Origin of the sequence: Delftia acidovorans SPH-1, from assembly GCF_000018665.1 — a bacterium.
GTDB classification, from domain to species: Bacteria; Pseudomonadota; Gammaproteobacteria; order Burkholderiales; family Burkholderiaceae_C; genus Comamonas; species Comamonas acidovorans.
Genome location: NC_010002.1, coordinates 5,089,308 through 5,115,332 on the forward strand (window position 1 = coordinate 5,089,308; position 26,025 = coordinate 5,115,332).

The 26,025-nt window shown below is 68.7% G+C and carries 26 protein-coding genes; 18 read left to right on the forward strand and 8 right to left on the reverse strand.

The genetic code is table 11. The annotated features are described in order from the left end of the window. Positions 1-156 precede the first annotated feature (156 nt). Genes DACI_RS23305 through DACI_RS23320 form a run of 4 tightly spaced genes read left to right on the forward strand, consistent with a single transcriptional unit; the run spans position 157 to position 2,492 of the window. Entirely contained in the window at positions 157-717 is a 561-nt protein-coding gene (locus tag DACI_RS23305; RefSeq protein WP_012206430.1) for a GbsR/MarR family transcriptional regulator, read from the forward strand. 32 nt (positions 718-749) lie between these two features. Next, positions 750-1,619 carry an NAD-dependent epimerase/dehydratase family protein gene (locus DACI_RS23310; protein ID WP_012206431.1) on the forward strand — a complete coding sequence of 290 codons (870 nt, stop codon included), beginning with the start codon at positions 750-752 and terminating at the stop codon, positions 1,617-1,619. Beyond that, positions 1,612-2,016, forward strand: coding sequence for a DoxX-like family protein (locus tag DACI_RS23315; RefSeq protein ID WP_012206432.1), 405 nt, complete (start codon positions 1,612-1,614; stop codon positions 2,014-2,016). The genes DACI_RS23310 and DACI_RS23315 overlap by 8 nt, the downstream gene beginning before the upstream one ends. Beyond that, a complete protein-coding gene (locus DACI_RS23320) occupies positions 2,013-2,492 on the forward strand; it encodes a DUF2269 family protein (RefSeq protein ID WP_012206433.1) in 480 nt (159 codons plus the stop codon). Before DACI_RS23315 ends, DACI_RS23320 begins: the two co-directional genes overlap by 4 nt. Positions 2,493-2,520: 28 nt before the next feature. Here the strand turns inward: DACI_RS23320 and DACI_RS23325 are convergent, their stop codons facing one another. The 7 genes from DACI_RS23325 to DACI_RS23360 form a co-directional block, all read right to left on the reverse strand. Beyond that, positions 2,521-2,736: a TOBE domain-containing protein gene (locus DACI_RS23325; RefSeq protein ID WP_012206434.1), complete on the reverse strand. Its 216-nt coding sequence runs from the start codon at positions 2,734-2,736 to the stop codon at positions 2,521-2,523. 54 nt (positions 2,737-2,790) lie between these two features. Continuing rightward, positions 2,791-3,771 carry an ATP-binding cassette domain-containing protein gene (locus DACI_RS23330; RefSeq protein WP_012206435.1) on the reverse strand — a complete coding sequence of 327 codons (981 nt, stop codon included), beginning with the start codon at positions 3,769-3,771 and terminating at the stop codon, positions 2,791-2,793. Between the two features lie 15 nt (positions 3,772-3,786). Beyond that, positions 3,787-4,638 (reverse strand): aliphatic sulfonate ABC transporter permease SsuC, encoded by an 852-nt coding sequence (gene ssuC, locus DACI_RS23335; RefSeq protein ID WP_012206436.1) that lies wholly within the window; start codon positions 4,636-4,638, stop codon positions 3,787-3,789. An 11-nt stretch (positions 4,639-4,649) separates the two neighbouring features. Next, entirely contained in the window at positions 4,650-5,810 is a 1,161-nt protein-coding gene (gene ssuD, locus DACI_RS23340; RefSeq protein ID WP_012206437.1) for an FMNH2-dependent alkanesulfonate monooxygenase, read from the reverse strand. A 38-nt stretch (positions 5,811-5,848) separates the two neighbouring features. Next, positions 5,849-6,904: an aliphatic sulfonate ABC transporter substrate-binding protein gene (locus DACI_RS23345; RefSeq protein ID WP_012206438.1), complete on the reverse strand. Its 1,056-nt coding sequence runs from the start codon at positions 6,902-6,904 to the stop codon at positions 5,849-5,851. Between the two features lie 23 nt (positions 6,905-6,927). Continuing rightward, entirely contained in the window at positions 6,928-7,929 is a 1,002-nt protein-coding gene (locus tag DACI_RS23350; RefSeq protein WP_016448337.1) for a sulfonate ABC transporter substrate-binding protein, read from the reverse strand. A gap of 417 nt (positions 7,930-8,346) precedes the next feature. Continuing rightward, positions 8,347-9,369, reverse strand: coding sequence for a sulfate ABC transporter substrate-binding protein (locus DACI_RS23360; protein WP_012206440.1), 1,023 nt, complete (start codon positions 9,367-9,369; stop codon positions 8,347-8,349). A 144-nt stretch (positions 9,370-9,513) separates the two neighbouring features. Here DACI_RS23360 and DACI_RS23365 point away from each other — a divergent pair, with 144 nt between their 5' ends. The 9 genes from DACI_RS23365 to DACI_RS23405 all read left to right on the forward strand — a co-directional run bounded on the left by DACI_RS23365 (position 9,514) and on the right by DACI_RS23405 (position 19,194). Then, the gene (locus DACI_RS23365) at positions 9,514-9,786 is read left to right on the forward strand and encodes an oxidative damage protection protein (RefSeq protein WP_012206441.1); all 273 of its coding nucleotides are present in this window, start codon (positions 9,514-9,516) and stop codon (positions 9,784-9,786) included. Positions 9,787-9,958: 172 nt separating this feature from the next. Beyond that, entirely contained in the window at positions 9,959-10,627 is a 669-nt protein-coding gene (locus DACI_RS23370) for a trimeric intracellular cation channel family protein (protein WP_012206442.1), read from the forward strand. A 15-nt stretch (positions 10,628-10,642) separates the two neighbouring features. Beyond that, a complete protein-coding gene (gene mnmC, locus DACI_RS23375) occupies positions 10,643-12,574 on the forward strand; it encodes an FAD-dependent 5-carboxymethylaminomethyl-2-thiouridine(34) oxidoreductase MnmC (protein WP_043782366.1) in 1,932 nt (643 codons plus the stop codon). A 191-nt stretch (positions 12,575-12,765) separates the two neighbouring features. Further along, positions 12,766-14,847: a TonB-dependent receptor plug domain-containing protein gene (locus tag DACI_RS23380; protein WP_012206444.1), complete on the forward strand. Its 2,082-nt coding sequence runs from the start codon at positions 12,766-12,768 to the stop codon at positions 14,845-14,847. A 22-nt stretch (positions 14,848-14,869) separates the two neighbouring features. After that, positions 14,870-15,745 (forward strand): tungsten ABC transporter permease, encoded by an 876-nt coding sequence (locus DACI_RS23385; RefSeq protein WP_012206445.1) that lies wholly within the window; start codon positions 14,870-14,872, stop codon positions 15,743-15,745. 33 nt (positions 15,746-15,778) lie between these two features. Beyond that, positions 15,779-16,327, forward strand: coding sequence for a DUF2478 domain-containing protein (locus DACI_RS23390; RefSeq protein ID WP_012206446.1), 549 nt, complete (start codon positions 15,779-15,781; stop codon positions 16,325-16,327). 5 nt (positions 16,328-16,332) lie between these two features. After that, positions 16,333-17,394, forward strand: coding sequence for an iron ABC transporter substrate-binding protein (locus tag DACI_RS23395; protein ID WP_012206447.1), 1,062 nt, complete (start codon positions 16,333-16,335; stop codon positions 17,392-17,394). Next, positions 17,394-18,407 (forward strand): FecCD family ABC transporter permease, encoded by a 1,014-nt coding sequence (locus tag DACI_RS23400; protein ID WP_012206448.1) that lies wholly within the window; start codon positions 17,394-17,396, stop codon positions 18,405-18,407. Before DACI_RS23395 ends, DACI_RS23400 begins: the two co-directional genes overlap by 1 nt. A 1-nt stretch (position 18,408) precedes the next feature. Further along, complete coding sequence (locus tag DACI_RS23405; RefSeq protein WP_012206449.1) at positions 18,409-19,194, forward strand: ABC transporter ATP-binding protein; 786 nt, start codon at positions 18,409-18,411, stop codon at positions 19,192-19,194. Here DACI_RS23405 and DACI_RS23410 read toward each other — a convergent pair. Further along, positions 19,191-20,234, reverse strand: coding sequence for a hypothetical protein (locus DACI_RS23410; RefSeq protein ID WP_012206450.1), 1,044 nt, complete (start codon positions 20,232-20,234; stop codon positions 19,191-19,193). The two genes, DACI_RS23405 and DACI_RS23410, sit on opposite strands and share 4 nt — an antisense overlap. Before the next feature lie 262 nt (positions 20,235-20,496). Here DACI_RS23410 and DACI_RS23415 point away from each other — a divergent pair, with 262 nt between their 5' ends. From DACI_RS23415 to DACI_RS23435, 5 genes are read left to right on the forward strand one after another with little or no spacing between them, the layout of a single operon-like run. After that, complete coding sequence (locus DACI_RS23415; protein WP_013801649.1) at positions 20,497-22,329, forward strand: nitrite/sulfite reductase; 1,833 nt, start codon at positions 20,497-20,499, stop codon at positions 22,327-22,329. A gap of 28 nt (positions 22,330-22,357) precedes the next feature. Then, on the forward strand, positions 22,358-22,741 hold the full coding sequence (locus DACI_RS23420) for a DUF934 domain-containing protein (RefSeq protein ID WP_012206452.1): 384 nt from the start codon (positions 22,358-22,360) through the stop codon (positions 22,739-22,741). A gap of 1 nt (position 22,742) precedes the next feature. Continuing rightward, positions 22,743-23,501 carry a phosphoadenylyl-sulfate reductase gene (locus DACI_RS23425; protein ID WP_012206453.1) on the forward strand — a complete coding sequence of 253 codons (759 nt, stop codon included), beginning with the start codon at positions 22,743-22,745 and terminating at the stop codon, positions 23,499-23,501. Between the two features lie 41 nt (positions 23,502-23,542). Beyond that, positions 23,543-24,475 (forward strand): sulfate adenylyltransferase subunit CysD, encoded by a 933-nt coding sequence (cysD, locus tag DACI_RS23430; protein ID WP_043782375.1) that lies wholly within the window; start codon positions 23,543-23,545, stop codon positions 24,473-24,475. Continuing rightward, complete coding sequence (locus DACI_RS23435; protein WP_012206455.1) at positions 24,475-25,866, forward strand: sulfate adenylyltransferase subunit 1; 1,392 nt, start codon at positions 24,475-24,477, stop codon at positions 25,864-25,866. The genes cysD and DACI_RS23435 overlap by 1 nt, the downstream gene beginning before the upstream one ends. Positions 25,867-26,025: the final 159 nt, after the last annotated feature.

Below are 26,025 nucleotides of genomic sequence, written 5' to 3' on the forward strand. Positions count from 1 at the left end.
GTATGTACTGGGTGGCAGGCCAGGCTGCCCAGCATTATGGAGCAGCACATGCCGCGCCCCGTCAGGTGCCGCCTCCGCGCTGCAGCCGGTTTTGATTTTTCAGCTTTCACAAATTTCTCTCTTGACAGAAATTTCAGGCCTGCAGACACTGAGGCCATGCAACTGAGTCCCATCGCACACCGTTTCATCCACCATTGGGGCGACATGGGCAGCTCCTGGGGAGTGAACCGCACGGTCGCCCAGATCCACGCCCTGCTGTTCTTCCATGGCCGCCCGCTCAACGCGGAAGAGATTGCCGACACGCTGGGCGCCGCTCGCTCCAACGTGAGCAACAGCCTCAAGGAACTGCAAGGCTGGGAGTTGATCCGCACCAGCCGCAGGCCCGGCGACCGCCGCGACTACTTCGAGACCTCGTCCGATGTCTGGGAGCTGCTGCGCACCATCGTGCGAGAGCGCAAGCAGCGCGAGTTCGACCCTACCTCGGAGATGCTGCGAGAACTGATCGCCGAGCCCGGTTTCGATGCCGAATCCCCCGACACCCAGGACCGCGTGCACGAGACGCTGCGCCTCATGGAGTCACTGGGCATCTGGACCGACGAGATGCTGCGCCTGTCGCCCTCCACGCTGGACAAGCTGCTGCGCCTGGGCGCCAGCGTGCAGCGCTTCGTGCGCTCCGAGGCCGCTGACACCCGCGTCAAGCGCGGGCGCCGAGCCTGAAATTTCCGTCACAAGAGAAACTGGAGGTCACCATGCGCATTCTGGTCTGCGGCGGCAACGGCTTCATCGGCCGCCATATCGTCAACCTGCTGGCCCTGGCCGGCCATGATCCCGTGGCGCGCAGCCGCCATTCCCTGCCTGCGCTCGACTACGCCAAGGCCACCACGCCCGAGGCTTGGCTGCCGCACCTGGCGGGCGTGGATGCCGTGGTCAATGCCGTGGGCGTGCTGCGCGACAGCGCCTCCCGGCCCATCGATGCCATGCACGCCCAGGCCCCCATCGCCCTGTTCGATGCCTGCGCGGCGGCCGGCGTGCGGCGCGTGGTGCAGATCTCTGCCCTGGGCATAGAAGGCAGTGCCACGCGCTACGCCACCACCAAGCGCACCGCTGACGAGCACCTGCTGGCACTCACGGCAGCCGGCCATCTTCAGGGCTGCGTGGTCCGCCCCAGCGTGGTGTTCGGCGCCGGCGGCGCCAGCAGCGAGATGTTCCTGTCCATGGCGCGCCTGCCAGCGCTGCTGCTGCCGCGCCCCGTGCTGCAGGCCCGCGTGCAGCCGGTGGCCGTGCGCGACCTGGCCGAGGCCGTGGCCGGCCTGGTGACGAGCCCCGAGCCCGTGGGCATGATCGAGATCGGCGGCCCCCTGCCCTTGCCGCTGGCCGCGCTGATTGCCAGCCTGCGCGCGCAGATGGGCCGCGCTCCAGCCCGCGTGGGCACGCTGCCCGGCTGGCTCACCCGCGCCAGCGCACGCGCTGGCGACTGGGTCAGCGCCTCACCGTGGTGCAGCGAGACACTGGCCATGCTGGCCAGCGACAACGTCACCGATCCGGCGGGATTGCAAGGCCTGCTGGGCCGGCCCGGCATTGCGCCCGCCCAGCTGCTGGCCACGCTGCGCCATGGGTGAACACCGCCTGCGCCAGGTGCCCCCTTCACAGCGCACCATGCACTTGAGCCTGATCGCCGTCTGGCTGGGCACGGCCCTGGTCAGCGCCATCGAACACCGCGGCCTGAGCGTGCAGGTACTGGCCGATGCCGGCATCCACGATGCGCGCTGGCAGACATTCCTGATCTGGAGCGGCCTGCTCGCCGACCTGGCCGTGGGCCTGGCGCTGTGGCTGCGGCCGGGCCGGGAGAGCTATCTGGCGGCCTTGCTGCTGATGGCTGCAATGACGGTGCTGGCCACGGTGCTGCAGCCCACGCTGTGGCTGCATCCGCTGGGGCCGCTGCTCAAGAACCTGCCGATCGCAGCCATGCTGCTGCACCTGATGTCGGCACCTGTCACCCCGAAGGAGTCCGCATGAATCTCTACCTGTTGCTCAAGACGCTGCATATCGCGTCCAGCGTGCTGCTGGTCGGCACCGGCCTGGGCTCGGCCTTCTACATGTTCTTCGCCAACCGCAGCGGCAGCGTCGCTGCCCAGGCCGTGGTCAGCCGCCTGGTGGTGCGTGCGGACTGGTGGTTCACCACGCCCTGCGTGGTCATACAGCCTGTGAGCGGCATTGCCCTGGCCCACATGGCGGGCTGGCCGTTGACCACGCCGTGGCTGGCACTGTCGCTGGGCCTGTACCTGCTGGCCGGCGCCTGCTGGCTGCCCGTGGTCTGGCTGCAGGTGCGCATGGCCGCCATGGCGCGCGGCGCGCACGCAGCGCAGGCCGCCCTTCCCGCGCTGTATGCCGTCTACGCCCGGCGCTGGGAGGCGCTGGGCTACCCGGCCTTCATTGCCATGGCCGTGACCTACTACCTCATGGTCAACAAGCCGATGCTCTGGGGCGGTTGAGCATCGGCAGTACCTTCAGAGCCTGGCCTCAGAGCTTGGCAATGGACACTTCGGTGGACTTGACCAGGGCCACCACATCGGAGCCCACGACCAGGCCCAGCTCGTCCACCGAGCGCGTGGTGATCACCGAGGTGACCACGCCCCAGGGCGTTTGCACATCGACTTCGGAGACAACGTCGCCTCGGATGATTTCGCGCACCTGGCCCTTGAACTGGTTGCGCACGTTGATGGCTTGAATGGACATGTTTTTCTCCTGGGGATCAAAAGGAATCAAAGGAAGGTTGGGGAAAACGGAAAGTCAGACCGCCCAGCGCAGGCCATGGGCCGGTACGCCGGGCCAGGCCGTGGTGTCGGTCAGCGGATTGGCTTCGGGCTCGGCGGCGGGCTTTTGCAGCACGCGGTCGAGAATGCGTTGCTCGATGGCCGCCAGCGCCACGCTGCCGTGCACGCGCGGCCGTGGCAGGGCGATGCGTTCATCCAGCGCGATGCGGCCGTCCTCGATCAGCACCACGCGGTCGGCCAGGGCCACGGCCTCCTGCACATCGTGCGTGACCAGCAAGGCCGTGAAGCCGTGGCGCTGCCACAGGCCTTCGATCAGGCGGTGCATCTCTATGCGGGTGAGCGCATCGAGCGCGCCCAGCGGCTCGTCCAGCAGCAGCAGTTGCGGGCGATGCACCAGGGCGCGCGCCAGGGCCACGCGCTGGCGCTGGCCGCCGGACAGGCGCGCCGGCCATTCGCCCTCGCGGTCGGCCAGGCCGACCTGGGCCAGCACTTCGCGGCCACGCTCCTGGGCCGAGGCGGGCAGGCCCAGCGTCACATTGGCCAGCACACGCCGCCAGGGCAGCAGGCGCGCGTCCTGGAACATGATGCGCGTGCCGCCTTGCGCGCCCTGCACGGCCCGTGCGGGCTCGCCGTCCAGCAGCAGGGTGCCGGCCGTGGCCTGCTCCAACCCAGCCACCAGGCGCAGCAAGGTGCTCTTGCCGCAGCCGCTGCGGCCCACGATGGCGACGAATTCGCCAGGCTCCACCTGCAGCTGCACTTCGTGCAGCACCTCGCGCTGGCCGTAGCGCTTGGTCAGCCCGCCGGCCTGCAGGCGCACGCCACGGCGCGGTGCGGATTGGGGGGATGCGGACTGCGGCGCATCGTCGTTCTGGGCCAGGCGGTCGCTGACGTCCAGGCCATCGGCATCGAACGAGGCCTCCCAGGCCATCGCCGGCGCGGTGGTGTTCAGCTCCACGGCCTGTGCCAGCGTGGTCTTCATGCGGTTCCATCGGCTCATGTCGTGCTCCTTGTGTCACTTGGGCTGGTAGCCCGGATGCCAGCGCAGCCACCAGTGCTCCAGCGCACGCGCAAACCAGTCGGCCAGCTTGCCCAGCAGGGCGTACAGCAGGATGCCGACCAGCACCACGTCGGTCTGCAGGAACTCGCGGGCGTTCATGGTCAGGTAGCCGATGCCCGACTGCGCCGAGATGGTCTCGGCCACGATGAGGATCACCCACATCAGGCCCAGCGAAAAACGCAGGCCGACGAGGATGGAGGACAGCGCGCCCGGCAGGATGACCTCGCGGTACAGCTGCCAGCGCGTGAGGCCGTAGCTGCGCCCCATCTCGATCAGCGCGGGATCCACATTGCGTATGCCGTGGAAGGTGTTCAGGTAGATGGGAAAGAACACCGACACGCTGATCAGGAACAGCTTGGCGCTCTCGTCGATGCCGAACCACAGGATGACCAGCGGAATCAGCGCCAGCGCGGGGATGTTGCGCACCATCTGGATGGTGGAGTCCAGCAGCGTCTCCGCCCAGCGCAGCGAGCCCGTGAGCAGGCCCAGCGCCAACCCCAGCCCGCCGCCGATGGCCAGGCCACCCAGCGCGCGGCCCGCGCTCACCTGCACATGCTTGAGCAGCTCTCCCGACTCGGCCAGCGCCTGCGCGGCGCGCAGCACATCCAACGGAGCGGGCAGCACCCGCGTGGAGAGCCAGCCCCACGCCGAGGCGGCCTGCCAGACGGCGATCAGCGCCAGCGGCACCAGCCAGGGCACCAGGCGGCGGCCCACGCCGGCCGCAAAGCGCAGCAGCGGCGACCAGGCATCGCCGGCCGGGGGGGCCGAGGAGGCCGGCAGCGCAGTAACGGTACGTGCATCGGACATGCGTGACTCCCTCAGCTTTGCGACGCGCGCGGCGAGTACAGGTTGGCAACGGTCTCGCCCAGCGGCCCGCCCACGCCGCCAGCCAGCCTGTCGCGCACGGACAGCGGCAGCAGCGGGAAGACCAGCTCGGCAAAGCGGTAGGCCTCTTCCAGGTGCGGATAGCCGGACAGCACGAAGGTGTCTATGCCCAGGTCCGCGTACTCCTTGATGCGGTCGGCCACGGTCTGCGCATCGCCCACCAGGGCCGTGCCCGCGCCGCCGCGCACCAGGCCCACGCCGGCCCAGAGGTTGGGGCTGATCTCCAGCTCGGCGCGCGTGCGGCGGCTGCCGCCGGCATGCAGGGCGGCCATGCGGCGCTGGCCTTCCGAGTCCATGCGCGCGAAGGCGGCCTGGGCCTGGACCACGGTCTCGTCCTTGAGGCGGCTGATCAGGCGATCGGCATCGGCCCAGGCCTCGTCCTCGGTCTCGCGCACGATGACGTGCAGGCGGATGCCGAACTTCACGCTGCGGCCATGGCGCGCCGCCTTCTCGCGCACATCGGCAATCTTTTTGGCCACCTCGGCCGGGGGCTCGCCCCAGGTCAGGTAGGCATCGACCTGCTCGGCGGCCAGGTCGTGCGCGGCTTCGGACGAACCGCCGAAGTACACGGGCGGATACGGCTTTTGCAGCGGCGGGAACAACAGCTTGGCGCCCTTGACCGAGAGGTGTTCACCTTCGTAGTCGAGCGTGCCGCCCTCATGGCTGCGCTCAAGGATCTCGCGCCAGATGCGGATGAACTCGGCCGATTGCTCGTAGCGCTGCGCATGGTCGAGGAAGACGCCGTCGCCCTCCAGCTCGGCGCGGTCGCCGCCCGTGACCAGGTTGATCAGCAGCCGCCCGCCCGACAGGCGGTCGAACGAGGCCGCCATGCGCGCCGCCAGGCTGGGCTGGTGCAGGCCGGGCCGCACGGCGACCAGGAACTTCAGGCGCCTGGTGACCGGAATCAGGCTGGAGGCGACGACCCAGGGGTCTTCGCAGGAGCGGCCCGTGGGAATCAGCACGCCCTCGTAGCCCAGGCTGTCGGCCGCGATGGCGACCTGCTTGACATAGTCGTGGCTGAGCGGGCGGGCGCCCTCGGCCGTGCCGAGGTAGCGGCTGTCGCCGTGGGTGGGGATGAACCAGAAAACCTGCATGCGCTGCTCCAGTCAGGGGACGGAATCGAGGAAGGAAATCAAAGGGCGGAAGAAGGCCGTGCCGCCGCAGGCTCGGCCAGCCGCGCGTACTCGGCCGCCGAGGGCCGCCAGACGATGTCGGCCACCTGCACCTGGCGCGGAATCAGGCCCAGCCGAAAAAATGCATCGGCCACGCGCTGCTGGTCCACCACGGTCTGCGCAGCCAGCAGGCCCACGGGGGAGCTGGGCCGGCGCGCAATGAAGCGGCTGACCACCGCCGCATCCAGGCCGCTGAAGCCGGCCACCAGGGCCACGGCCTCCTGGCGCGCGCTCTGGGCCAGGCGATCGGCGCGCGTGAGCTCGTCGAACAGCGCGCGCAGCACCTGCGGATGGCGCTCCACCAGTCCGCGCGCGGCCAGGTAGAACGAGGCGTTGCCCGACAGGCCTTCGCCATTGGCCAGCACGCGCGGGCGAATCGCCAGCTCGGTGGCCGCGTAGAACGGGTCCCAGATGGCCCAGGCGTCCACGCTCTTGCGTTCGAAGGCGGCGCGCGCATCGGCCGGGGCCAGGTACACGGGCTGGATCTCGTTCCAGGCCAGGCCCGCCTTGTCCAGCGCGCGCACCAGCAGGTAATGGGCGCTGGAGCCTTTTTGCAGCGCCACGCGCCGGCCCTTGAGATCGGCCAGGGTGCGCAGCGGCGAGTCCGATGGCACGAGGATGGCCGAGCTCTCGGGCTTGGGCGGCTCGGCGCCCACGTACAGCAGGTCGCGGCCCGCGGCCTGGGCAAAGACCGGGGGCGAATCGCCGGTCAGGCCGAAATCCAGGCTGCCTGCGGCCAGGGCCTCCAGCAGCTGGGGGCCGGCCGGGAACTCCAGCCAGCTGACCTTGGTGCCCGCAAAGCGCTTTTCCAGCACGCCCTGCTGCTTGAGGATGACCAGGTTGACGGCCGACTTCTGATAGCCGATGCGCAACTGCTCGGGCCCGGCCACGGCGGCCGGCGTCTCGGCGCGTGCGTACTGGCCGGCCAGGCTCCAGCTGAAGGCGGTGGTGCCCAGCAGTTGCAGGGCCTGGCGGCGCACGCGGTCCAGGCGGGGCTTCTTGGAATTGGCATTCATGGTGCGGACTCCTTGCAGTGGGCTCAGGGGCGCGACGCGATCAGGTCCACCGGCGCGGCATGCAGCAGGTTGAGCTTGCGGGGGATGAGCTTGAGCTCGAAGAAGGTGTCGGCGATCTGCTGCTGCTCGGCCAGGATCTCGCGTGTCACGGACGAGGTGCCGAAGCGTGCGCGGCTCAGGTACAGCTCGGTGATGGACTTGTCCAGGCCCAGGATGCTGGACAGCTCGGCGGCAGCGGCCGTCTGGTTCTTCGAGGCCCAGCGGTCAATCCCATCGACCTCTTCGATGGCAATGCGCAGCACATCGGCATTGCGCGTGGCGAAATCGCGCGAGGTGAAGTAGTAGGCGCGGTTGTTGACCACGCCCGTGGCATCGGCCAGCAGGCGGGCGTCCAGCGTCTTTTGCGCAGCAGCCAGGAAGGGGTCCCAGATCAGCCAGGCATCGACGGAGCCGCGCTCGAAGGCGGCACGCGCATCGGCCGGCGCCAGGAAGACGGACTGCACATCGCCGTACTTCAGGCCGTGCTTTTCCAGCAGCTTGACCAGGAAGTACTGCACGTTCGAGCCCTTGTTGTAGGCCACGCGCTTGCCCTTGAGGTCCTGCACGCTGCGAATGGGCGAATCCTTGGGCACGATCACCGCCTCCAGCCCGGGGCGCGGCACGGTGGCGCCCGCATAGACCAAAGGCGCGCCTGCGGCCTGCGCAAAGATGGGCGGGGCCTCGCCCACATCGCCGAAGTCGATGGAGCCCACGTTCAGCGCCTCCAGCTGCACGGGGCCGGCGTTGAACTCGATCCAGCGCACGGATACGCCCAGCGGCGCCAGCCGCTTTTCCAGCGTGCCCCGGCTCTTCAGGATGGACAGCCAGCCCTTTTGGTGGCCCACGCGCAGCACGCGGTCGCCCGCCTTGTCCTGGGCCAGGGCCGGGCCGCCCACCGTGGCGACTGCTGCGGCAAGGCCCGCGCCCAGCAGTTGGCGTCGGCGCCAGTTGGCTGTGTGTCGGGGGAAAGAATCAAACGAGACCATGACGGACATCCTTGGAAGAGTGGTGCGTGGTGCGTGGCGCAGACAAAGCGCTGCCCATGCATGCGCGCGGCATGCAGCCAGAAAACAAAAAAGGGAAGGCGGAGCAAGGGGCGGCCGCCTGCAGGGCCAGGCCTGCAGACGCGCCGCACGGAGTCGTCAGGTGCTACATCGCCGGCTGGCGAAGGCCACGGTCTCGAAGCGAAGAAAAGAGCTGGATGCCACCACGCCTGCCACGCATGCCTTGCCTGCCACTCCTGCCTTGTGCATCCGCACGCCTGCCTGCGCCGTGCGGCGCGGGGCCTGCAAAGAGTGGCGGGAAGTCAGCAAGATGGACATGGCGGATCGTGGGAGTTGGCAGGGGTCTGGGACAGCGGGTGAATTCAGTGGGTGGGCGCCGGCCGGGCCGGCGCGCCGCACTCACTTCTTGGTGTAGATCTGGTCGAAGCTGCCGCCGTCGGCAAAGTGATCCTTGTCGGCCTTGGCCCAGCCGCCAAAGGCCTGGTCGATGGTGACCAGCTCCAGCTTGGGGAACTTGTCCGCGAACTCGGCCTTGACCTTGGCATCCGTGGGACGGTAGTAGTTGCGGCCGGCGATGCGCTGGCCTTCCTCGGAGTACAGGTACTTCAGGTACTCCTCGGCCACGGCGCGCGTGCCCTTCTTGTCCACAACCTTGTCGACCACGGCCACCGAAGGCTCGGCCAGGATGGACAGCGAAGGCACGACGATCTGGAATTTGTCGGGACCGAACTCCTTGAGTGCCAGGAAGGCCTCGTTCTCCCAGGCCAGCAGCACATCGCCCACGCCGCGCTGCACGAAGGTGATGGTGGCGCCGCGCGCGCCGGTGTCCAGCACGGGCACGTTCTTGAACAGCTTGCCGATGAAGTCCTTGGCCTGTGCGTCGCCGCCGTACTTGCGCTTGGCGAATTCCCAGGCGGCCAGGTAGTTCCAGCGCGCACCGCCGCTGGTCTTGGGGTTGGGCGTGATCACCTGCACGCCGGGCTTGACCAGGTCGTCCCAGTCCTTGAGGTTCTTGGGATTGCCCTTCTTCACCAGGAAGACGATGGTGGAGCTGTAGGGCGCCGAGTTGTGCGGCAGGCGCTTTTGCCAGTCGGCCTTGAGCAGGTTGCCGTTCTTGACCAGGGCGTCGATGTCGCCGGCCAGCGCCAGCGTGGCCACGTCGGCGTCGATGCCGTCGATGATGGAACGCGCCTGCTTGCCCGAGCCGCCATGCGACTGCTTGACGCTCACGTCCTGGCCGCTCTTGGCCTTCCAGTGCTTGGCGAAGGCCTGGTTGTATTCCACGTACAGCTCGCGCGTCGGATCGTAGGAGACATTGAGCAGTTGCACCGACTGGGCCAACGCCGGCAGAGCCGACAGGGTCAAGCCCGCGATCAGGCCGGCGGCGACAGGAAACTTGATAAAGTGGCGGCGAATTTTCATTGGAGTGTCGGTAGAGAGTGGAGACGACGGTCTGGTGCCGTGGAAAGCATTCTCAAAGCCAACTCTTAAAACTCAAACCAATAAGATTTCAGTTTGTTATTCCCAAAACATCTGAATCTCCACAAGACAAGGACTCAATTCCCCATGGCACGTACCGTTCACTGCATCAAGCTTGGCGTTGACGCTGAAGGCCTGGACTTCCCGCCCTACCCCGGCGAGCTGGGCAAGCGCATTTTTGAAGGCGTGAGCAAGCAGGCCTGGGCCGACTGGCTCAAGCACCAGACGATGCTGGTCAACGAAAACCGCCTGAACCTGGCCGACGCACGCGCCCGCCAGTACCTGGCCCGCCAGATGGAAAACCACTTCTTCGGCGGCGGCGCCGATGCGGCGGCCGGCTACGTGCCTCCTACGGCCTGAGCCGCTTCGCGCCCTTTCACCGCCCCCGTCGCACCGCGCCGGGGGCGGTTTCATTTGCGGTGCCGCAAACGGCCGCCGCCCAGAGACCGCCTACAATGCCCGCCTTCTTGCGCTGGACGGCGCAGTGGCCGCACACCCTGCGGCGCGGGCCGGTCTTCATCCGAGGTTTTCCGTGCTTCCATCCGTCTCCCTGCTGGAATCGTTCCAGGCATCGCAGTTCACCGTCATGCTGGTGATCTACCTCGTGGCCATCACGGCCGAAGCCATGTCGGGCGCGCTGGCGGCGGGCCGGCGCAACATGGACATCTTCGGCGTGGCCGTGATCGCCTTCGTCACCGCGCTGGGCGGCGGCACCATCCGCGACATGGTGCTGGGCCACTACCCCATCGGCTGGACGCAGCACCCTGAATATGTCTACCTGGTCATCTCGGCCGGGCTGCTGACCATCGTCGTGGCGCGCCACATGCACCATCTCAAGCAGGTCTTTCTGCTGCTGGACGCCATGGGGCTGATCGCCTTCTCGCTGATCGGCTGCAACGTGGCGCTGGAGCTGGGCTACCCGCCCGTGGTGGTGGTGATGTCGGGCATGCTGACCGGCATCAGCGGCGGCATTCTGCGCGACGTGCTGTGCAACCAGGTGCCGGTCGTCTTCCGGCGCGAGCTGTACGCCAGCGTGTCGCTGGCCGTGTGCCTGCTGTTCCTGGGGCTGCGCACGCTGGAAGTGGGCTCCAACCTCAGCACCGTCGTCTGCTTTGCCGGCGGACTCACGCTGCGCCTGGCCGCCATCCGCTTCAAGTGGCGGCTGCCCGTGTTCTCCTACCAGCAGCGCTGGGAGGAGTAGTTCTGCCCCTTGCCCATGTCCGAACCCATTGACTGGCTGCCCGATGGCACGCCCTACAGCCCGCGCTTCGGCGACCGCTACCACAGCGAACTCGGCGGCCTGGACCAGGCCCGCCACGTCTTTCTGGGCGGCTGCGGTCTGCCGGCGGCCTGGGCCGATGCGCCGCAATGGCGCATCCTGGAGACCGGTTTCGGGTTCGGGCTGAATTTCCTCGTGGCCTGGGAAGCCTGGAAGGCCGATCCCCGGCGCCCGAGGCTGCTGCATTTCGTCTCGGCCGAAGCCTTTCCCGTCAGTGCCGACGCCATGCGCCAGGCCATGCCGCGCGAGCCAGGATTGCGCCTTCTGGCCGAAGAGCTGGCCACCCGGTTCCAGGGCCTGCTGCCCGGCGTGCACCGCCTCGCCTTCGAGCAGGGGCGCGTGCTGCTGACGCTGTACATCGGCGATGCCCAGGCCATGCTGCGGCGCCAGCAGATCACTGCCGACAGCATCTACCTGGACGGCTTCACGCCGGAACTCAACCCCGACCTCTGGAGCGCCGACACCCTGCGCGCGCTGGCGCGCCATTGCCGGCGCGGTACGCAGCTGTCCACCTGGTGCGTGGCGCGCACGGTGCGCGATGGCCTGGCCCAGCACGGCTTTCAGGTGCGCAAGGTCGATGGCGTCCCACCCAAGCGCCACAACCTGCATGCCGTCTTTGACCCGGCCTGGCAACCGCGCGGGCCGCGTGCGCAGCCGCAGGAAGCCATCACCCCACGGCGCTGCATGGTGCTGGGTGCAGGCATCGCCGGTGCGGCCGCTGCCGCCAGCCTGTCGCGCCGTGGCTGGCAGGTCACCGTGCTGGATACTGCCGACGCGCCTGCAGCGGGCGCCTCGGCCCTGCCCGCGGGCCTGTTCTGCCCCCATGTCTCGCCCGATGACAGCCTGCTGTCCCGCCTGAGCCGCGATGGCGCACGCCTGACCCTGGCACAGCTGCAAATGCTCTCCGGCCAGGGCCTGCTGCAACCGGGCACGGACTGGTGCGATACCGGCGTGCTGGAGCATGGCGTGGAAGCCGCACCGCGGCTGCCGCGCGACTGGCAATCCCCCGGCCCGGGCGACCACTGGAGCCGGCCCGCCAGCGCCGATCAACTCTCGGCGGCCGGCCTGCCCGCCGACGCCCCGGCCTGCTGGCATGTGCAGGCCGGCTGGGTGCGCCCGGCGCGGCTGGTGCAGGCGCAGCTGGCACTGCCGGGCGTGCGCTGGCAGGGCCGCGCCTGCGTGGCGCGTCTTGCACGCACCGACACAGCCGGTGGCGCGCCCGTCTGGCAGGCCCTGGATGCACAGGGCAATCTGCTGGCCGAGGCTGAACTGGTCGTTCTCGCACTGGGCCCGGCAACCAATGCGCTGCTGGAGCACAGCCTGGGTGCGCAGGCCGCCTGGCCGCTGCAGCCCATTCGCGGCCAGGTCAGCTGGGATGTGCACACCCCGGCCAGCGCACAGGCCATGCCGCCCTTTCCCGTCAACGGCCATGGCAACCTGGTGCCTGCCATGCCGCTGCCTGGCGATGCGGCCGGGCCAGGCTGGGTCATGGGATCGACCTTCGAGCGCGACCAGACCGCGCTGCCGCCAAGTCCCGAAGACCAGGCCGCAGCCCATGCAGCCAATGGCGCCAAGCTGGCGCAGCTGCTGCCACGTGCCTACCAGGGGCTGCAAGGCTTCTTCGACGCGCCACCGCGCGCCACCTGGGGCGCCGTGCGCGTGGCCTCGCCAGACCGGCTGCCCGTGGTCGGACCGGTGTCCGATCAGGCTCCCGGCCTGTGGGCGCTGACGGCCATGGGCTCGCGCGGGCTCACCCTGTCGCTGCTGTGCGGCGAGCTGCTGGCAGCACGCCTGCACGACGAACCGCTGCCCCTGGACGCCAGGCTGGCGGCTGCCCTGGCCAGCGAGCGCCTGGGCCGCAGGCGCTGAGCCGTTGAACCGCCCGGCCGCTGAACGGCCGGGCATTCACACAACGGCCTGAAAGAAAACCCGAGTCTTCCCGCAGACGGTTTTTTGTCACTCGTTATGTTTTCAAGTGCATATCGCTAGAATCCGGAACCTGTTTTCAAAAGGAAACAACCAGCCGCTCCCCGTGTTCAACCACACAAGAACCTGAAACCGTGACCCGCCAGCCCCGCTCCTGCGCTCCCGCATCCTCACCCGCCCTCTGCTCACCCTCGTTCCGCCTTCGCTCCACGCTGACACACGCCCTGCTGCTCGCAGGCCTGGCCGCCAGCACGCAGGCGCAAGCCCAGGTCGAGGCCCCATCGGGTACGCCTGCAGCACCGGCTTCGCAGACCTTCCAGTTGGGCACGGTCGATGTGCACGGTGCGCGTGATGAAGCACAGGCCATATCCGGCGATGAACAGCGACTGGACGCCGCCGAGATGCGCCAGCGCAATGCCGACACCGTGGCCGACGCCGTGCGCCTGCTGCCGGGCGCCACGCTGTCGCGCAACAATCGCAACGAGGAAATGATCTATCTGCGCGGCTTCGATCCGCGCCAGGTGCCGGTCTTCGTGGACGGCGTGCCGTTGTACGTGCCCTATGACGGCTATGTGGACTTCGGCCGCTTCACCACGTTCGACCTGTCCGAGATCCGCGTGGCCAAGGCCGGCGCATCGCTGATGTATGGCCCCAATACGCTGGGCGGCGCCATCAACCTGGTCACGCGCAAGCCCGTCAAAGCGTTCGAGGGCGATGCACGCATCGGCGCAGGCGCAGGCGGCGAACGCAAGGCCGCCGTGAACCTGGGCGGCAACCTGGGCACCTGGTACTACCAGCTTGGCGCCTCCTACCTGGACGCGGACAGTTTTCCGCTGCCCAAGGGCTTCAAGGACTTCAAGAAGCAGCCCACCGACACGGGCAACTACCGCGACAACGCCTACCGCACGGACAAGCGGCTGTCGTTCAAGCTGGGCCTGACGCCCAATGCCACGGACGAATACGCGCTGGGCTATGTGCGCCAGGAAGGCGAGAAGGGCAACCCCGTGTATAGCGGCAGCGCCACGGGCAAGAACGTCATCCGCTACTGGCGCTGGCCCTATTGGGACAAGGACAGCGTGTACTTTCTGAGCACCACGCGCATCAATGCCGACAACCTGCTCAAGACGCGTATCTACCACGACACCTACCAAAATGGCCTGGACATGTACACGGACGCGAGCTACTCGCGCCATGACCCCACCAGCAGCTACAAGGACGTGAGCCAGGGCGCCAGCATCGAGTGGGCCAACTACAGCTTCAAGGGCCATGCGCTGCGCCTGGGCGCGCACTACAAGATCGACGAGCACACCGATGCCGCCTCGGCCAAGGACCCCAGCAAGCACTACCGCGACGTGACGCGCTCGCTGGTGGTCGAGGACACGATCTCCCTGGCCGAACGCTGGAGCCTGAACCTGGCGCTCAGCCACGACCAGCGCGATGCGCGCGAGGTCTACCAGTGGCCCACGGGCTCCGCCAGCGCCACCAATGGCGTGGCCAAGCTCGGCTATGCGCTGGGCGGTGGCAGCGAGGCGTATTTCATCGCCTCGCACAAGACGCGCTTTCCCACCATCAAGGACCGCTACTCGGCACGCATGGGCACGGCCCTGGCCAACCCCGACCTGCAGCCCGAGACCGCCAACCACCTGGAGCTGGGCGTCAGCGGCTCGCCCTGGCAGGGCGGCCAGGGCCAGGCCGCGCTGTTCTACAGCCGCGTGCGCAACCAGATCCAGACCGTGGTCGTGGCCTCGGCCGAATGCGGCGGCACCACCTGCAACCAGGCGCAGAACGTGGGGCGCACGCGCAACATCGGCATGGAGCTGTCCCTGGCCCAGCAACTGTCCGCGCAATGGGGCGTGAACGCCGGCTACACCTACCTGAACCGCCGCAACACCAGCGACTCCAGCATCACGCTGACCAACACGCCGCGCCACCGCCTGCTGGCCGGTGTCCAGTGGCGTCCGCTGGCACAGTGGGAATTCAATGCCGAGGTCGAGACCGAGAAGGGCCGCTACGTGCCGCTGTCGGGCAGCGGCCAGCTGCAGACGCTCAAACTGCCCGGCTACGGCATTGCCAACCTGCGCGCACGCTACAAGCCGCGCAGCGACATCACCGTGGACTTTGGCGTGGCCAATATCGGCGACAAGTGGTACCAGTTCGATGACGGCCTGCCCATGCCGGGCCGCAGCTGGTATGTCAACCTGGGCTATCGCTTCTGAAGCACGGACTGGCCCTGAATCCATGGAACCGCTCTACCCCGATCGCCGCCGCCTGCTGGGCGCCCTGCCCGCGCTGGCCGCCCTGAGCGGCTGCGCCAGCCTGCCGGCAGAAGCTGTCAGCGTCGACGTGGCCGTGGTCGGCGGCCTGTCGCTGTGCGGTGTGTGGCCGCGCCTGGCCGACGCGGCGGGCCGCAGCCTGGGCCTGTCCGTGCGCACCGCCGTTGCCGCGCCCAAGGAGGGCGTGATCCCCGCCATGGCCCAGGGCCGCGCCCAGCTGCTGCTGATCCACGCCAGCGACGAAGCCATGTCGCTGGAGGCTGCCGGCCTGGCATCGGCCGCGCGGGTCTGGGGCTGGAACGAGCATGTGTTCGCCGGCCCTTCGCACGACCCGGCCCGCGTGCGCGGCGCGGCCGATGGCGTGGAGGCCATGCGCCGCATCGTTGCCAGCGGCTCGCCCTTCATCGCGCTGCGCGACCCCGGCAGCTATACCGTGGTCCAGCGCCTGTGGCGCCGCGCCGGCATACGGCCGGACGCCCGCTGGCTGCGCGCCGATACCGGGCCGCGCCCCCAGGCCGTGCTGCAGTTGGCGGCCGAGCTCCAGGCCTATGCCGTGGTCGGCCATATCCCGCTGCATTTCGGCAAGATGGGCGCGCCCGGCATCGAGCTGCTGCTGCACGGCGACCCGCTGATGCGCCGGCCCTATGTGCTGCTCACGCCCGGGCCGCGCCATCCGGCCGACGCTGGCCAGCGCCGCAGCGCGCAACGCCTGGCCGAGCATCTGCTGTCCGCACCGGGCCAGCATGAACTGGCGCTGGCCAATGCCGCTGCCGGAGGTCCCTGGATCTTCGAACGCGACAGCATGCCCCTGGTCAACGACACCGGCGGCGGCCAGGAGTAAAAACCTGCCTGGATTCCACAAGCACCGCATGCCATGAACTCACCTGCCGCCCTGCCCCTGGCCGCCCTGGTCCATCCCGACGACGAGCATGCAATGGAGCTGCTGCTCGAACGCGTGGCGCGCCGCCTGCAAGGCGCGGGCTGGCGCGTGGGCGGGCTGGTGCATCGCCAGGACCGCTATGCCAACGGCAACAAGCGCATGCAGCTGTTCGACCTGCGCAGTGACCGCCAATTCGAGCTGTCCCAGGACCTGGGCTGCGCCTCGCGCGCCTGCAGTCTCAACCCCCAGGCCCTGGCCCAGGCCAGCGCCGTGCTGCGCCAGGCGCTGGACGATGGCGTGGATCTGGTGGTGATCAACCGCTTCGGCATCGTCGAGGCCTCGAGGCAAGGCTTTGCCGCAGAATTCGCGGCCTTTGTCGAGGCCGGCACGCCCGTGCTCACGGCCGTCGCGGCCCGCCATCTTGAAGACTGGCGCAGGTACACCGGCAGCCTGCATGCCGAGCTGGCAGCCGATGAGGTGCAGATCGAGCAATGGTGCCAGGCACAGCTTGAGCGCCGTGGCTGCGCCAGCCCCATCCCCTGATTTTCATGACCGATCTTCTGTTCACCCGCCGCCGCTGGCTGGGCCAGGCCATGGCGGCGCTGGCCTCATCGGCTCTTGTTCCCGGCCATGCCCAGACCACGACCATTGCCGCGCGCATAGGCCAGATACCGGACGCGACCAAACTGCGCCGGGTGTTTGCTGCCGGCCCCCCCGCAGGCGTGCTGGTGGCCACGCTGGCACCGCACAAGCTGCTGGGCTGGCCCCAGCAGCTGGACGATGTCTCGCGCTCCTACCTGGGCCCCACACTGCAGGCACTGCCGCACCTGGGCCGCCTGTCCGGGCGCGGCAGCACCATGCCGCTGGAGTCGCTGCTGAAGCTGCAGCCCGACCTGGTACTGGACGCCGGCACGGCCGATGCCACCTATATCTCGACAACCGAGCGGCTGGCGCGCCAGACCGGCCTGCCCTGCGTGCTGATCCAGGGCTCGCTGGCCGACCACGCACGCCAGTTGCGCGAGGTCGGCGCCTTGCTGGGCGAGGCCGCACGTGGCGAAACCCTGGCCCGCCATGCCGATGCCGTGGCGGCGCTGGCGCAGCGTGCCACCCAGGGCATGGCACCGGCCGAGCGCCCGCGCGTGTACTTCGCACGCAGCGCCAATGGGCTGGAAACAGGGCTGGCGGGCTCCATCAATGTGGAAGCCGTCGAATATGCGGGCGGGCGCAATGTGGCGACGGATGCAGGGCGTGGCGGGCTCACGCGCGTGTCCATGGAGCAGATCCTGGCCTGGGACCCGCAGGTCATCGTCACGCAGGAACCCGGCCTTGCCGAGCGCATGCGCCAGGACCCGCTGTGGCGCGGCGTGGCCGCCGTGCGCTCGGGCCGCGTGCACTGCGCGCCGGTCTGGCCCTTCGGCTGGCTGGATGGTCCGCCCGGCGTCAACCGGCTGATCGGCGTGCGCTGGCTGCTGGAAAAGCTCCACCCGCAGGCGCCGGCACTGCAGGGACTGCCGCCGTTGGAACGCGAGGTGCGCGACTTCTACCGCCTGTTCTACGGCGCCGACCTGTCGCCCGCAGCGCTGGGCAGGCTGATGGAGACTGCGCGTTGATGCCTGCCACAGGCCGCCGCCTGGGGTGGGTGCTCGCACTGGCCTTGCTGGCCGCCGTGCTGCTGTGGGCACTGGCAGCGGGTCAGTTCTCCATCGCGCCGCAGCAGCTGTGGCAGTCGCTGCTGGCGCGCGCAATGGGCACTGCCTCGCCCTTGTCGGCCAGCGCCGAGACCGTGCTCTGGAACATCCGCCTGCCGCGCATCGCCGCAGGCCTGGCCGTGGGCGCCACGCTGGCGGCGGCAGGCGCGGCCTACCAGGGCATGTTCCGCAACCCGCTGGTCTCGCCCGACATCCTGGGCGTCTCGGCCGGTGCCGGCCTGGGCGCGGTGCTGGGCATCTTCCTGGGCTGGTCCATGGCGGCCGTGCAGGCCCTGGCCTTTGGCGGCGGGCTGGCCGCCGTGGCCGTGGTGGTGGCCATCAGCGCCAGCGTGCGCCGCCATGACCCCGTGCTGGTTCTGGTGCTGGCCGGCATTGCGCTGGGCGCGCTGCTGGGCGCGGGCATCGCCTTGGTCAAGACGCTGGCCGACCCCAATACGCAGCTGCCATCCATCACCTTCTGGCTCATGGGCGGCCTGAGCGCCGTGACCCTGCCCGAGCTGGGTGCCACGGCACCCGTGATGCTGTGCGCCCTGCTGCCCCTGATGCTGCTGCGCTGGCGCATCAACCTGCTGGGCCTGCCTGACGAGGAGGCGCTGGCCCTGGGCGTGCCCGTGGCACGCCTGCGCCTGCTGCTGGTGGCCTGTGCCACGCTGGGCACGGCGGCCGCCGTGTCGCTGGCCGGCATCGTCGGCTGGGTGGGGCTGGTGGTGCCGCATGTGGCGCGCCTGCTGGTTGGCCCCAATTTCGTGCGCCTGCTGCCGGCCTCGGCGCTGCTGGGCGCGGGCTTCGTGGTTGCGGCCGACACCCTGGCGCGCAGCGCGGCGCGCATCGAGCTGCCGCTGGGCATTCTCACGGCCCTGGTCGGCGCGCCCTTCTTTCTCTACCTGCTGTCGCGCACGGGCCGCAATGACTGAAATGCCGACGGCGCCCGTGCTGCAGACGCTCGCACTGGCCACGGGCCATGGGCGGCGGCACGTCAGCCAGGGGCTGGACCTGGCCATCACCGCAGGCGAGGTGCTGTGCCTGCTGGGCCCCAACGGCTGCGGCAAGACCACGCTGTTCCGCACCGTGCTGGGCCTGCTGGCGCCGCTGGCCGGAGAGGTGCGCGTGCAGGGCCAGCCCGTGCACAGCTGGCCGCGTGCCGAGTTTGCGCGGCGCGTGGGCTATGTGCCCCAGGCGCAGGCCGGCGTCTTCGGCTTCGAAGCGCTGGACATGGTGCTCATGGGCCGTGCCGCGCGCCTGCCTGCGCTGGCCCGGCCTTCAAGTGCCGACCGCGCCCTGGCGCTGGGCTGCCTGGAGCAGTTGGGCATCGCCCATCTGGCGCTGCGCCCCTATACCGAGCTGAGCGGCGGCGAGCGCCAGCTGGTGCTGATCGCACGCGCCCTGGCCCAGGAGCCCGCGCTGCTGGTCATGGACGAGCCCACGGCCAGCCTGGACTTCGGCAACCAGATCCGCGTGCTGGACCAGATTGCCGCGCTGCGTGCACGCGGCATGGCCGTGCTGCTGTCCACCCACCAGCCCGAGCATGCGCTGCAGGTGGCCGACCGCATCGCCCTGCTGGGCCGCGGCGGCCTGCAGGCCTGCGGTGCGGCGGCGCAGGTGGCGACACCGGCCGCGCTGGCTGCGCTCTATGGGGTGAGCGAGGCGGCGGTGGCGGCGCGGCTGCCCGCAGACCTGGACAGGCGCCGCGGTGGCATCTAGTGCTTGGGAACGGGCAGCCTCCAGCCAGGCGGGGGCTGCAGCGGGCGACCTGCGTCCTTGAGCATGCGCTCCAGCAGTTGCTGTTCGCTGTGGATGGAGGGATCGGACAACAGCCGGACAAACGGATCGCCACCCGCCTGCATGCTCAGTGGGTTGGACTTGTGCATCAGCCAGTCCAGCTGGCGCCGCCGGGATTGCACTGCAGCGCGCTCGGCCGGGGTTCTGGCAAGCCAGCGCCGTATCGCCAGTCCAAAGGCCTCATCCAGCACGGTGGATGAGCGTTCCGTCATCAGGTGCGCCACATGCAGGCAGTCGGCATCTCGCGACGGGGCATCGCCCCGCCTTTCGGGTTTGCAGGCATCGATCAAGGTCCGGTAGCCGGGCAGTTCAAAGGCCGCCCAGATGCCCATGGCCGTGATGGCAGCGCCTTCCTCAGGGCGGTAGGGCTGCCCACCTCCAAACGCCTGCAACTCCTCGGCCGTGGGCGGGTGTTTCAGCAGCGCCGACTGCATCCAGCGCACGCCGTCATACATGTGCAGGTCCGCATAGCGGCTTTCGCGCGCTGCAACCAGCAGTTCCTGCGGTCCCAGCGCCTGCCACATCAGCGCAGTGAGATTGCTGGGTTCCAGCGCCAGCCAGCGGCGCGCAGCCTGCGACCGCAACTCGCCTTCACGTTCAGGCGCCCTGGCAGCCAGCAGTTGGTAGGCCAGCACGTCCTGCCCGGCTCGCTCCAAGGCGGCCTGGCGCCATTGCGGGGCTCGGCTGTCGGCATCCTCTTGTAGGAAGGGTGGGACCGACAGATTGATCAGGATGGCCGCAAAGGCCAGATCGCGCCCACTGCCGGAACCAGCCAACTGCGCCGCCACGCGATGCAGATACGCATCCCAGGCTGATTCCTGTGCGGATTTGTCGGGTTCAGGCGTGTCAGCTGTGTGCGCTGCTGACAACGGGGACTGCGGCGGTGCCGGCTTCTGGGCCTGCGCCTGAGCAGCAGTTGCCAATGCCAAGGCCAGCCCGATGGCGGCACAACGGTTTCGCATTCTGAAATCCTCCCTCTGGCCAGAAAGCATATCGGCCGCTCATGCGTTTGACATGCCCGGCCCCACAAAGCCTGCTGCCATTCACTTATATCCATATCCACATACTTGCAGGACAAAACAATCGTTTGCTTCTATAAGGCCATTGCTTACATTTCCGTCCATGCAGGGTTCTGTGCGTTTCCCGCAAGTGCCTCGGTGCCACGCAATGAACCCCTGCACCGCCGCCACTGGCGGCAGTCGAAGACCCCACATCCGAAGCGCCATGTACCAATACACCGAATTCGACAAACAGTTCATCCGCCTGCGCGCCGAGCAGTTCCGTGACCAGCTCGAACGCTGGCAGGCCGGCAAGCTCTCGGAGGATGAGTTCAAGCCCCTGCGCCTGCAAAACGGCTGGTATGTGCAGCGCTACGCGCCCATGCTGCGCGTGGCCGTGCCCTACGGCGAACTGTCCAGCGCCCAGCTGCGCGTGCTGGCCCGCGTGGCCCGCGAGTACGACCAGCCCGACGCCGCCCTGCTGGCCGAGGCCCGCGCCACCCAGGACCGGCTGGGCGACATCCCGCTGCACGACGGCCGCCGCATCGGCTCCGACCTGAAGTTCGGCTACGGCCACTTCACCACGCGCACCAACGTCCAGTACAACTGGATTCCGCTGTCCAAGGCCGCCGACGTGATGGACCTGCTGGCCAGCGTCAACCTGCACGGCATCCAGACCAGCGGCAACTGCATCCGCAACATCAACAGCGACGCGCTGGCGGGCATTGCCATCGACGAGATCGCCGACCCCCGCCCCTTCACCGAAATCCTGCGCCAGTGGAGCACGCTGCACCCCGAGTTCAGCTTCCTGCCGCGCAAGTTCAAGGTCTCCATCAGCGGCGCCGAGGAAGACCGCGCCGCGCTGGGCTGGTACGACGTGGGCCTGCAGTTGCTCAAGAACGAGGCTGGCGAGCTGGGCTTCAAGGTGCGCGTGGGCGGCGGCATGGGCCGCACGCCCACCATCAGCCCGGTGCTGCGCGAGTTCCTGCCCTGGAACCAGCTGATGAACTACCTGGAAGCCGTGATCCGCGTCTACAACCGCTACGGCCGCCGCGACAACGCCTGGAAGGCGCGCATCAAGATCCTCGTGAAGTCCGAAGGACAGAATTTCATCGACCAGGTCGATGAGGAATTCCGCCAGATCGTCGAGGTCGAGGGTGGTCCCCACACCATCACGCAAGCCGAGTACGACCGCGTGGCCGCCAATTTCCGCGAGCCCGAACTGGACCTGTCGCCCGCCAATGCCGAGGCCGAGACCCTGGCCCTGCTGCGCACGGCCGCCGAGGAAGACAAGGACTTCGGCCGCTGGCTGATCAGCAACGTGCGCCCGCACCGCCACCCGCAACTGCGCGCCGTGCTGCTGTCGTTCAAGCGCCTGGGCTACGCCCCCGGCGACGCCACGGCCGACCAGATGGATGCCGCCGCCGCGCTGGCCGACCAGTTCTCGGCCGGCGAGATGCGCGTCACCCACGAGCAGAACCTGCTGCTGCCCTGGGTGCGCCGCGACCAGCTGCCCCAGCTGTACAAGGCAGCCAAGGCCCTGGGCCTGGCCAAGCCCAACATCGGCCTGCTGACCGACATGATCGCCTGCCCCGGCGGCGACTTCTGCTCGCTGGCCAATGCACGCTCCCTGCCCATTGCCGAGGCCATCACCGAGCGCTACCAGGACCTGGACGAGCTGTGGGACCTGGGCGAGATCGACCTGCACATCAGCGGCTGCATCAACAGCTGCGGCCACCACCACAGCGGCCACATCGGCATCCTGGGCGTGGACAAGGACGGCAAGGAGTGGTACCAGATCACGCTGGGCGGCGCCGACGGCTCCCACCTGTCCGGCCCGGCCACGCCCGGCAAGATCATCGGCCCCTCGTTCAGCGCCGCCGAAGTGCCCGGCGTGATCGAGGCCCTGCTGGCCACCTACCGCGAGCAGCGCCAAAGCGAAGGCGGCCGTTTCGAGACCTTCATCGCCACCGTGCGCCGCGTGGGCATCGACCCGTTCAAGGCCGCCGGCAATGCCGCCCGCCACCCCGCCAAGCACACCGAGGAGGCGGCCGCCTGACCCCAGGTGAGAGCCGCAGGAGATCCCCATGAAAATCATCGCCGCCCAAGAGCACCAAAGCCCGGCCGAAGGCCAGCAGACCATCATCGCCCCGGCCAATGACGCCGATCCCTTCACGCTGGATCTGACCGGCGTGCAGCGCATCGACCTCAACTTTCCCAAGTTCACCGATGGCCGCGCCTTCAGCCAGGCCCGCCTGCTGCGCAAGCGCCTGGGCTTCCAGGGCGAAATCCGCGCCACCGGCGACGTGCTGATCGACCAGCTGGTGCAGATGCAGCGCTGCGGCTTCGACGTGGCCGTGCTGCGCGAAGGCGTGGACATCGCCGACGCCCAGCGCCAGCTGGACCGCTTCCACGGCTTCTACCAGGGTGATGCCGTCCATCCCGAGCCCCACTTCGTCAAGGCGGCCTGACATGGGTGCGCAAAGCTTTCTGTCGCGACAGGCATCGGCCAAGGCCACCGAGGTCAACGGCCGTGCCAGCAACGGCTTTGCCGACAAGCTGGCCGCCACCGAGGCCCTGCTGCGCGAGGCAGCAGCCCTGGGCGCCGAGGCCGTGACGCAGGCCTCCAGCCTGGGCGCCGAGGATGTGGTGATCACCGACATCATCCACCGCCTGGGTCTGGACATCCCCGTCTTCGTGCTGGACACCGGCGCCCTTCACACCGAGACCCTGGCCCTGCTGGAGCGCACCCAGTCGCTGCCCGGCCTGAGCGTCAAGGTCTACCGGCCGCAGCTCGAATCGGTGATCCACTTCATCCGCGACAACGGCCAGGACGCCATGTACCGCAGCATCGAGCTGCGCAAGGCCTGCTGCGGCGTGCGCAAGATGGAGCCGCTGGCGCGCGCGCTGGCTGGCAAGAGCGCCTGGATCACGGGCCTGCGCCGCGAGCAGTCCAATGCCCGCGCCGACGTGCCCGCCGTGGACCGCAGCGAGGTCGAGACCAAGGGCCTGACCAAGTTCAACCCGCTGACCGACTGGACCCAGGGCGATGTCTGGCACTACATCGCCAGCCATGGTGTGGACTACAACCCGCTGCACGACCAGTTCTATCCCAGCATCGGCTGCGCACCCTGCACGCGCGCGGTCAGCCTGGGCGAGGACTTCCGCGCCGGCCGCTGGTGGTGGGAGGATGAAGCGGCCAAGGAATGCGGCCTGCATGCCAAGAAGTGAAGCCTGCAGGGTTTGACACCGATTTGATTGGAAACCAAGAAATGAATGCCCGTGTGGACACCTCCGTGCTGAGCCATCTCAGCAACCGCCACCTCGACGCCCTCGAAGAGGAAACCATCTTCGTGCTGCGCGAAGTGGCCGCCGCCTTCGAGCGCCCCACCCTGCTGTTTTCGGGCGGCAAGGACTCGCTGGTCATGCTGCGCTGCGCCGAAAAGGCCTTCGGCAAGGGCCGCATCCCCTATCCGCTGCTGATGATCGACACCGGCCACAACTTCCCGGAAGTGACCGATTTCCGCGACCTGCGTGCCAAGGAGCTCGGTGCCGAACTCATCGTGCGCAGCGTCGAGGATTCCATGGCACGCGGCACCGTGCGCCTGGCCCATCCGGGCGAAAGCCGCAACGTCCACCAGTCGGTGACGCTGCTGGAGGCCATCGATGAATTCCGCTTCGACGCCCTGATCGGCGGCGCCCGCCGCGACGAGGAAAAGGCCCGCGCCAAGGAACGCATCTTCAGCCACCGCGACAGCTTCGGCCAATGGCAGCCCAAGGCCCAGCGCCCCGAGCTGTGGACGCTGTTCAACACGCGTCTGGCCCCCGGCGAGCACTTCCGCGTGTTCCCCATCAGCAACTGGACTGAACTCGATGTCTGGCAATACATCGAGCGCGAGCAGATCGCCCTGCCCAGCATCTACTACACGCACAAGCGCGAAGTGGTGGAGCGCCGCGGCCTGCTGGTGCCCGTGACCGAACTCACACCCCCGCGCGACGGCGAGCAAGTCGTGGTGCGCGACGTGCGCTTTCGCACCGTGGGCGACATCACCTGCACCTGCCCCGTGGAAAGCGAAGCCGCCACGGCAGCCGACATCGTGCTCGAAACCCTGGCCGCCGAAGTCAGCGAACGCGGCGCCACGCGCATGGACGACAAGACCAGCGACGCCTCCATGGAAAAGCGCAAGAAGGACGGATATTTCTGATGACCACCGCAAGCATTGCCGCCGACGCAGCCGTCGCGGATTCCACGGCCACCCAGGCCAGCCAGGCCACACAGCAGACCGCCGCCAACGCCTCGGCCTTGCGCTTCATCACCTGCGGCTCCGTCGATGACGGCAAGAGCACGCTGATCGGCCGACTTCTGGTGGACACGCGCGCCGTGCTGCAGGACCAGCTGGCCGGCGTCACCAAGAGCGGCGAGACCGACCTGGCGCTGCTGACCGACGGCCTGTCGGCCGAACGCGAGCAGGGCATCACCATCGACGTGGCCTACCGCTACTTCGCCACCGAAAGCCGCAAGTTCATCATCGGCGACGCGCCGGGCCATGAGCAGTACACGCGCAACATGGTCACCGCCGCCAGCAGCGCCGACGCCGCCGTGGTGCTGGTCGATGCCACCAAGCTCGACTGGAAGAACCCGCAGCTCACCCTGCTGCCGCAGACACGCCGCCACAGCCTGCTGGCCCACCTGCTGCGCGTGCACTCGCTGGTGTTTGCCGTCAACAAGCTCGACGCCGTCGAAGACCCGCAACAGGCCTTCGTCCACATCCGCGGCGCGCTGGAGCGCTTCACGGCCGAGGCCGGCATTGCCTCCGCGGCCACCGTGCCCGTCTCGGCCCTCAAGGGCTTCAATGTGGTCAACGCCGAGCCCGGCTGGGCCGGCTACGACGGCCCCAGCCTGCTGCAGCTGCTGGAGCAGTTGCCCAACACGCCGACCGACACCGGCCTGGCGCTGGCCTTTCCCGTGCAGTGGGTGGAGAAATTCTCGTCCTCGGCCGATACCAGCCAGGGCCGCCGCGTGTTCTGGGGCCGCGTGGCCGCAGGCCGCGCACGCGTGGGCGACGCCGTGCAGATCCTGCCCAGCGGCCAGCAGGCCGTGATTGCCCAGGTGCTGGACCATGCCCGCGTCCCCGGCTCCATCGACGCAGGCCTGTCGGCCGGCATCACGCTGGACCGCGAGGTCGATGTCTCGCGCGGCGACTGGCTCGTCGCAGCCCCTGCGGCTGCAGCGGCCGCTGCCGATGACGACTTCGACGCCCCGCAAGCGCAGCCCGCATGGCCCAGCAAGCGCGAGCTGACCGCCACCGTGGCCTGGATGGACGAGCAGCCGCTGGTCCCCGGCCGCACCTACCTGGCGCTGCATGGCCACCGCTGGATCAAGGCCAAGGCCCGCCGCGTGGTGCACCGCCTGAACATCCACACGCTGGCCCAGGAAGAGGCCACCCAGCTGGAGCCCAACGCCATCGGCCGCGTGGAGCTGCTGCTGCAGGAAAGCATTCCCGCAGCGCCCTTCGCCCAGGCCCGCCAGTTGGGTGCGCTGATCCTTGTGGACACGGCCAGCCACGCTACCGCAGGCGCTGCACTGCTGGATTGAGCAACTGGACAGTCCCGCTTCGCGAGCCGGCACATGCCGGCTCGTGGGCTTTCGGAAAACCGCAGCAGTCCGCGCCAGAATCCTTGCCATGTGCGGGACTGGCTCCTGAAAAATTTTAGAATCCCGGGTTGATACCGACATTCACACTGCCATAAAAGA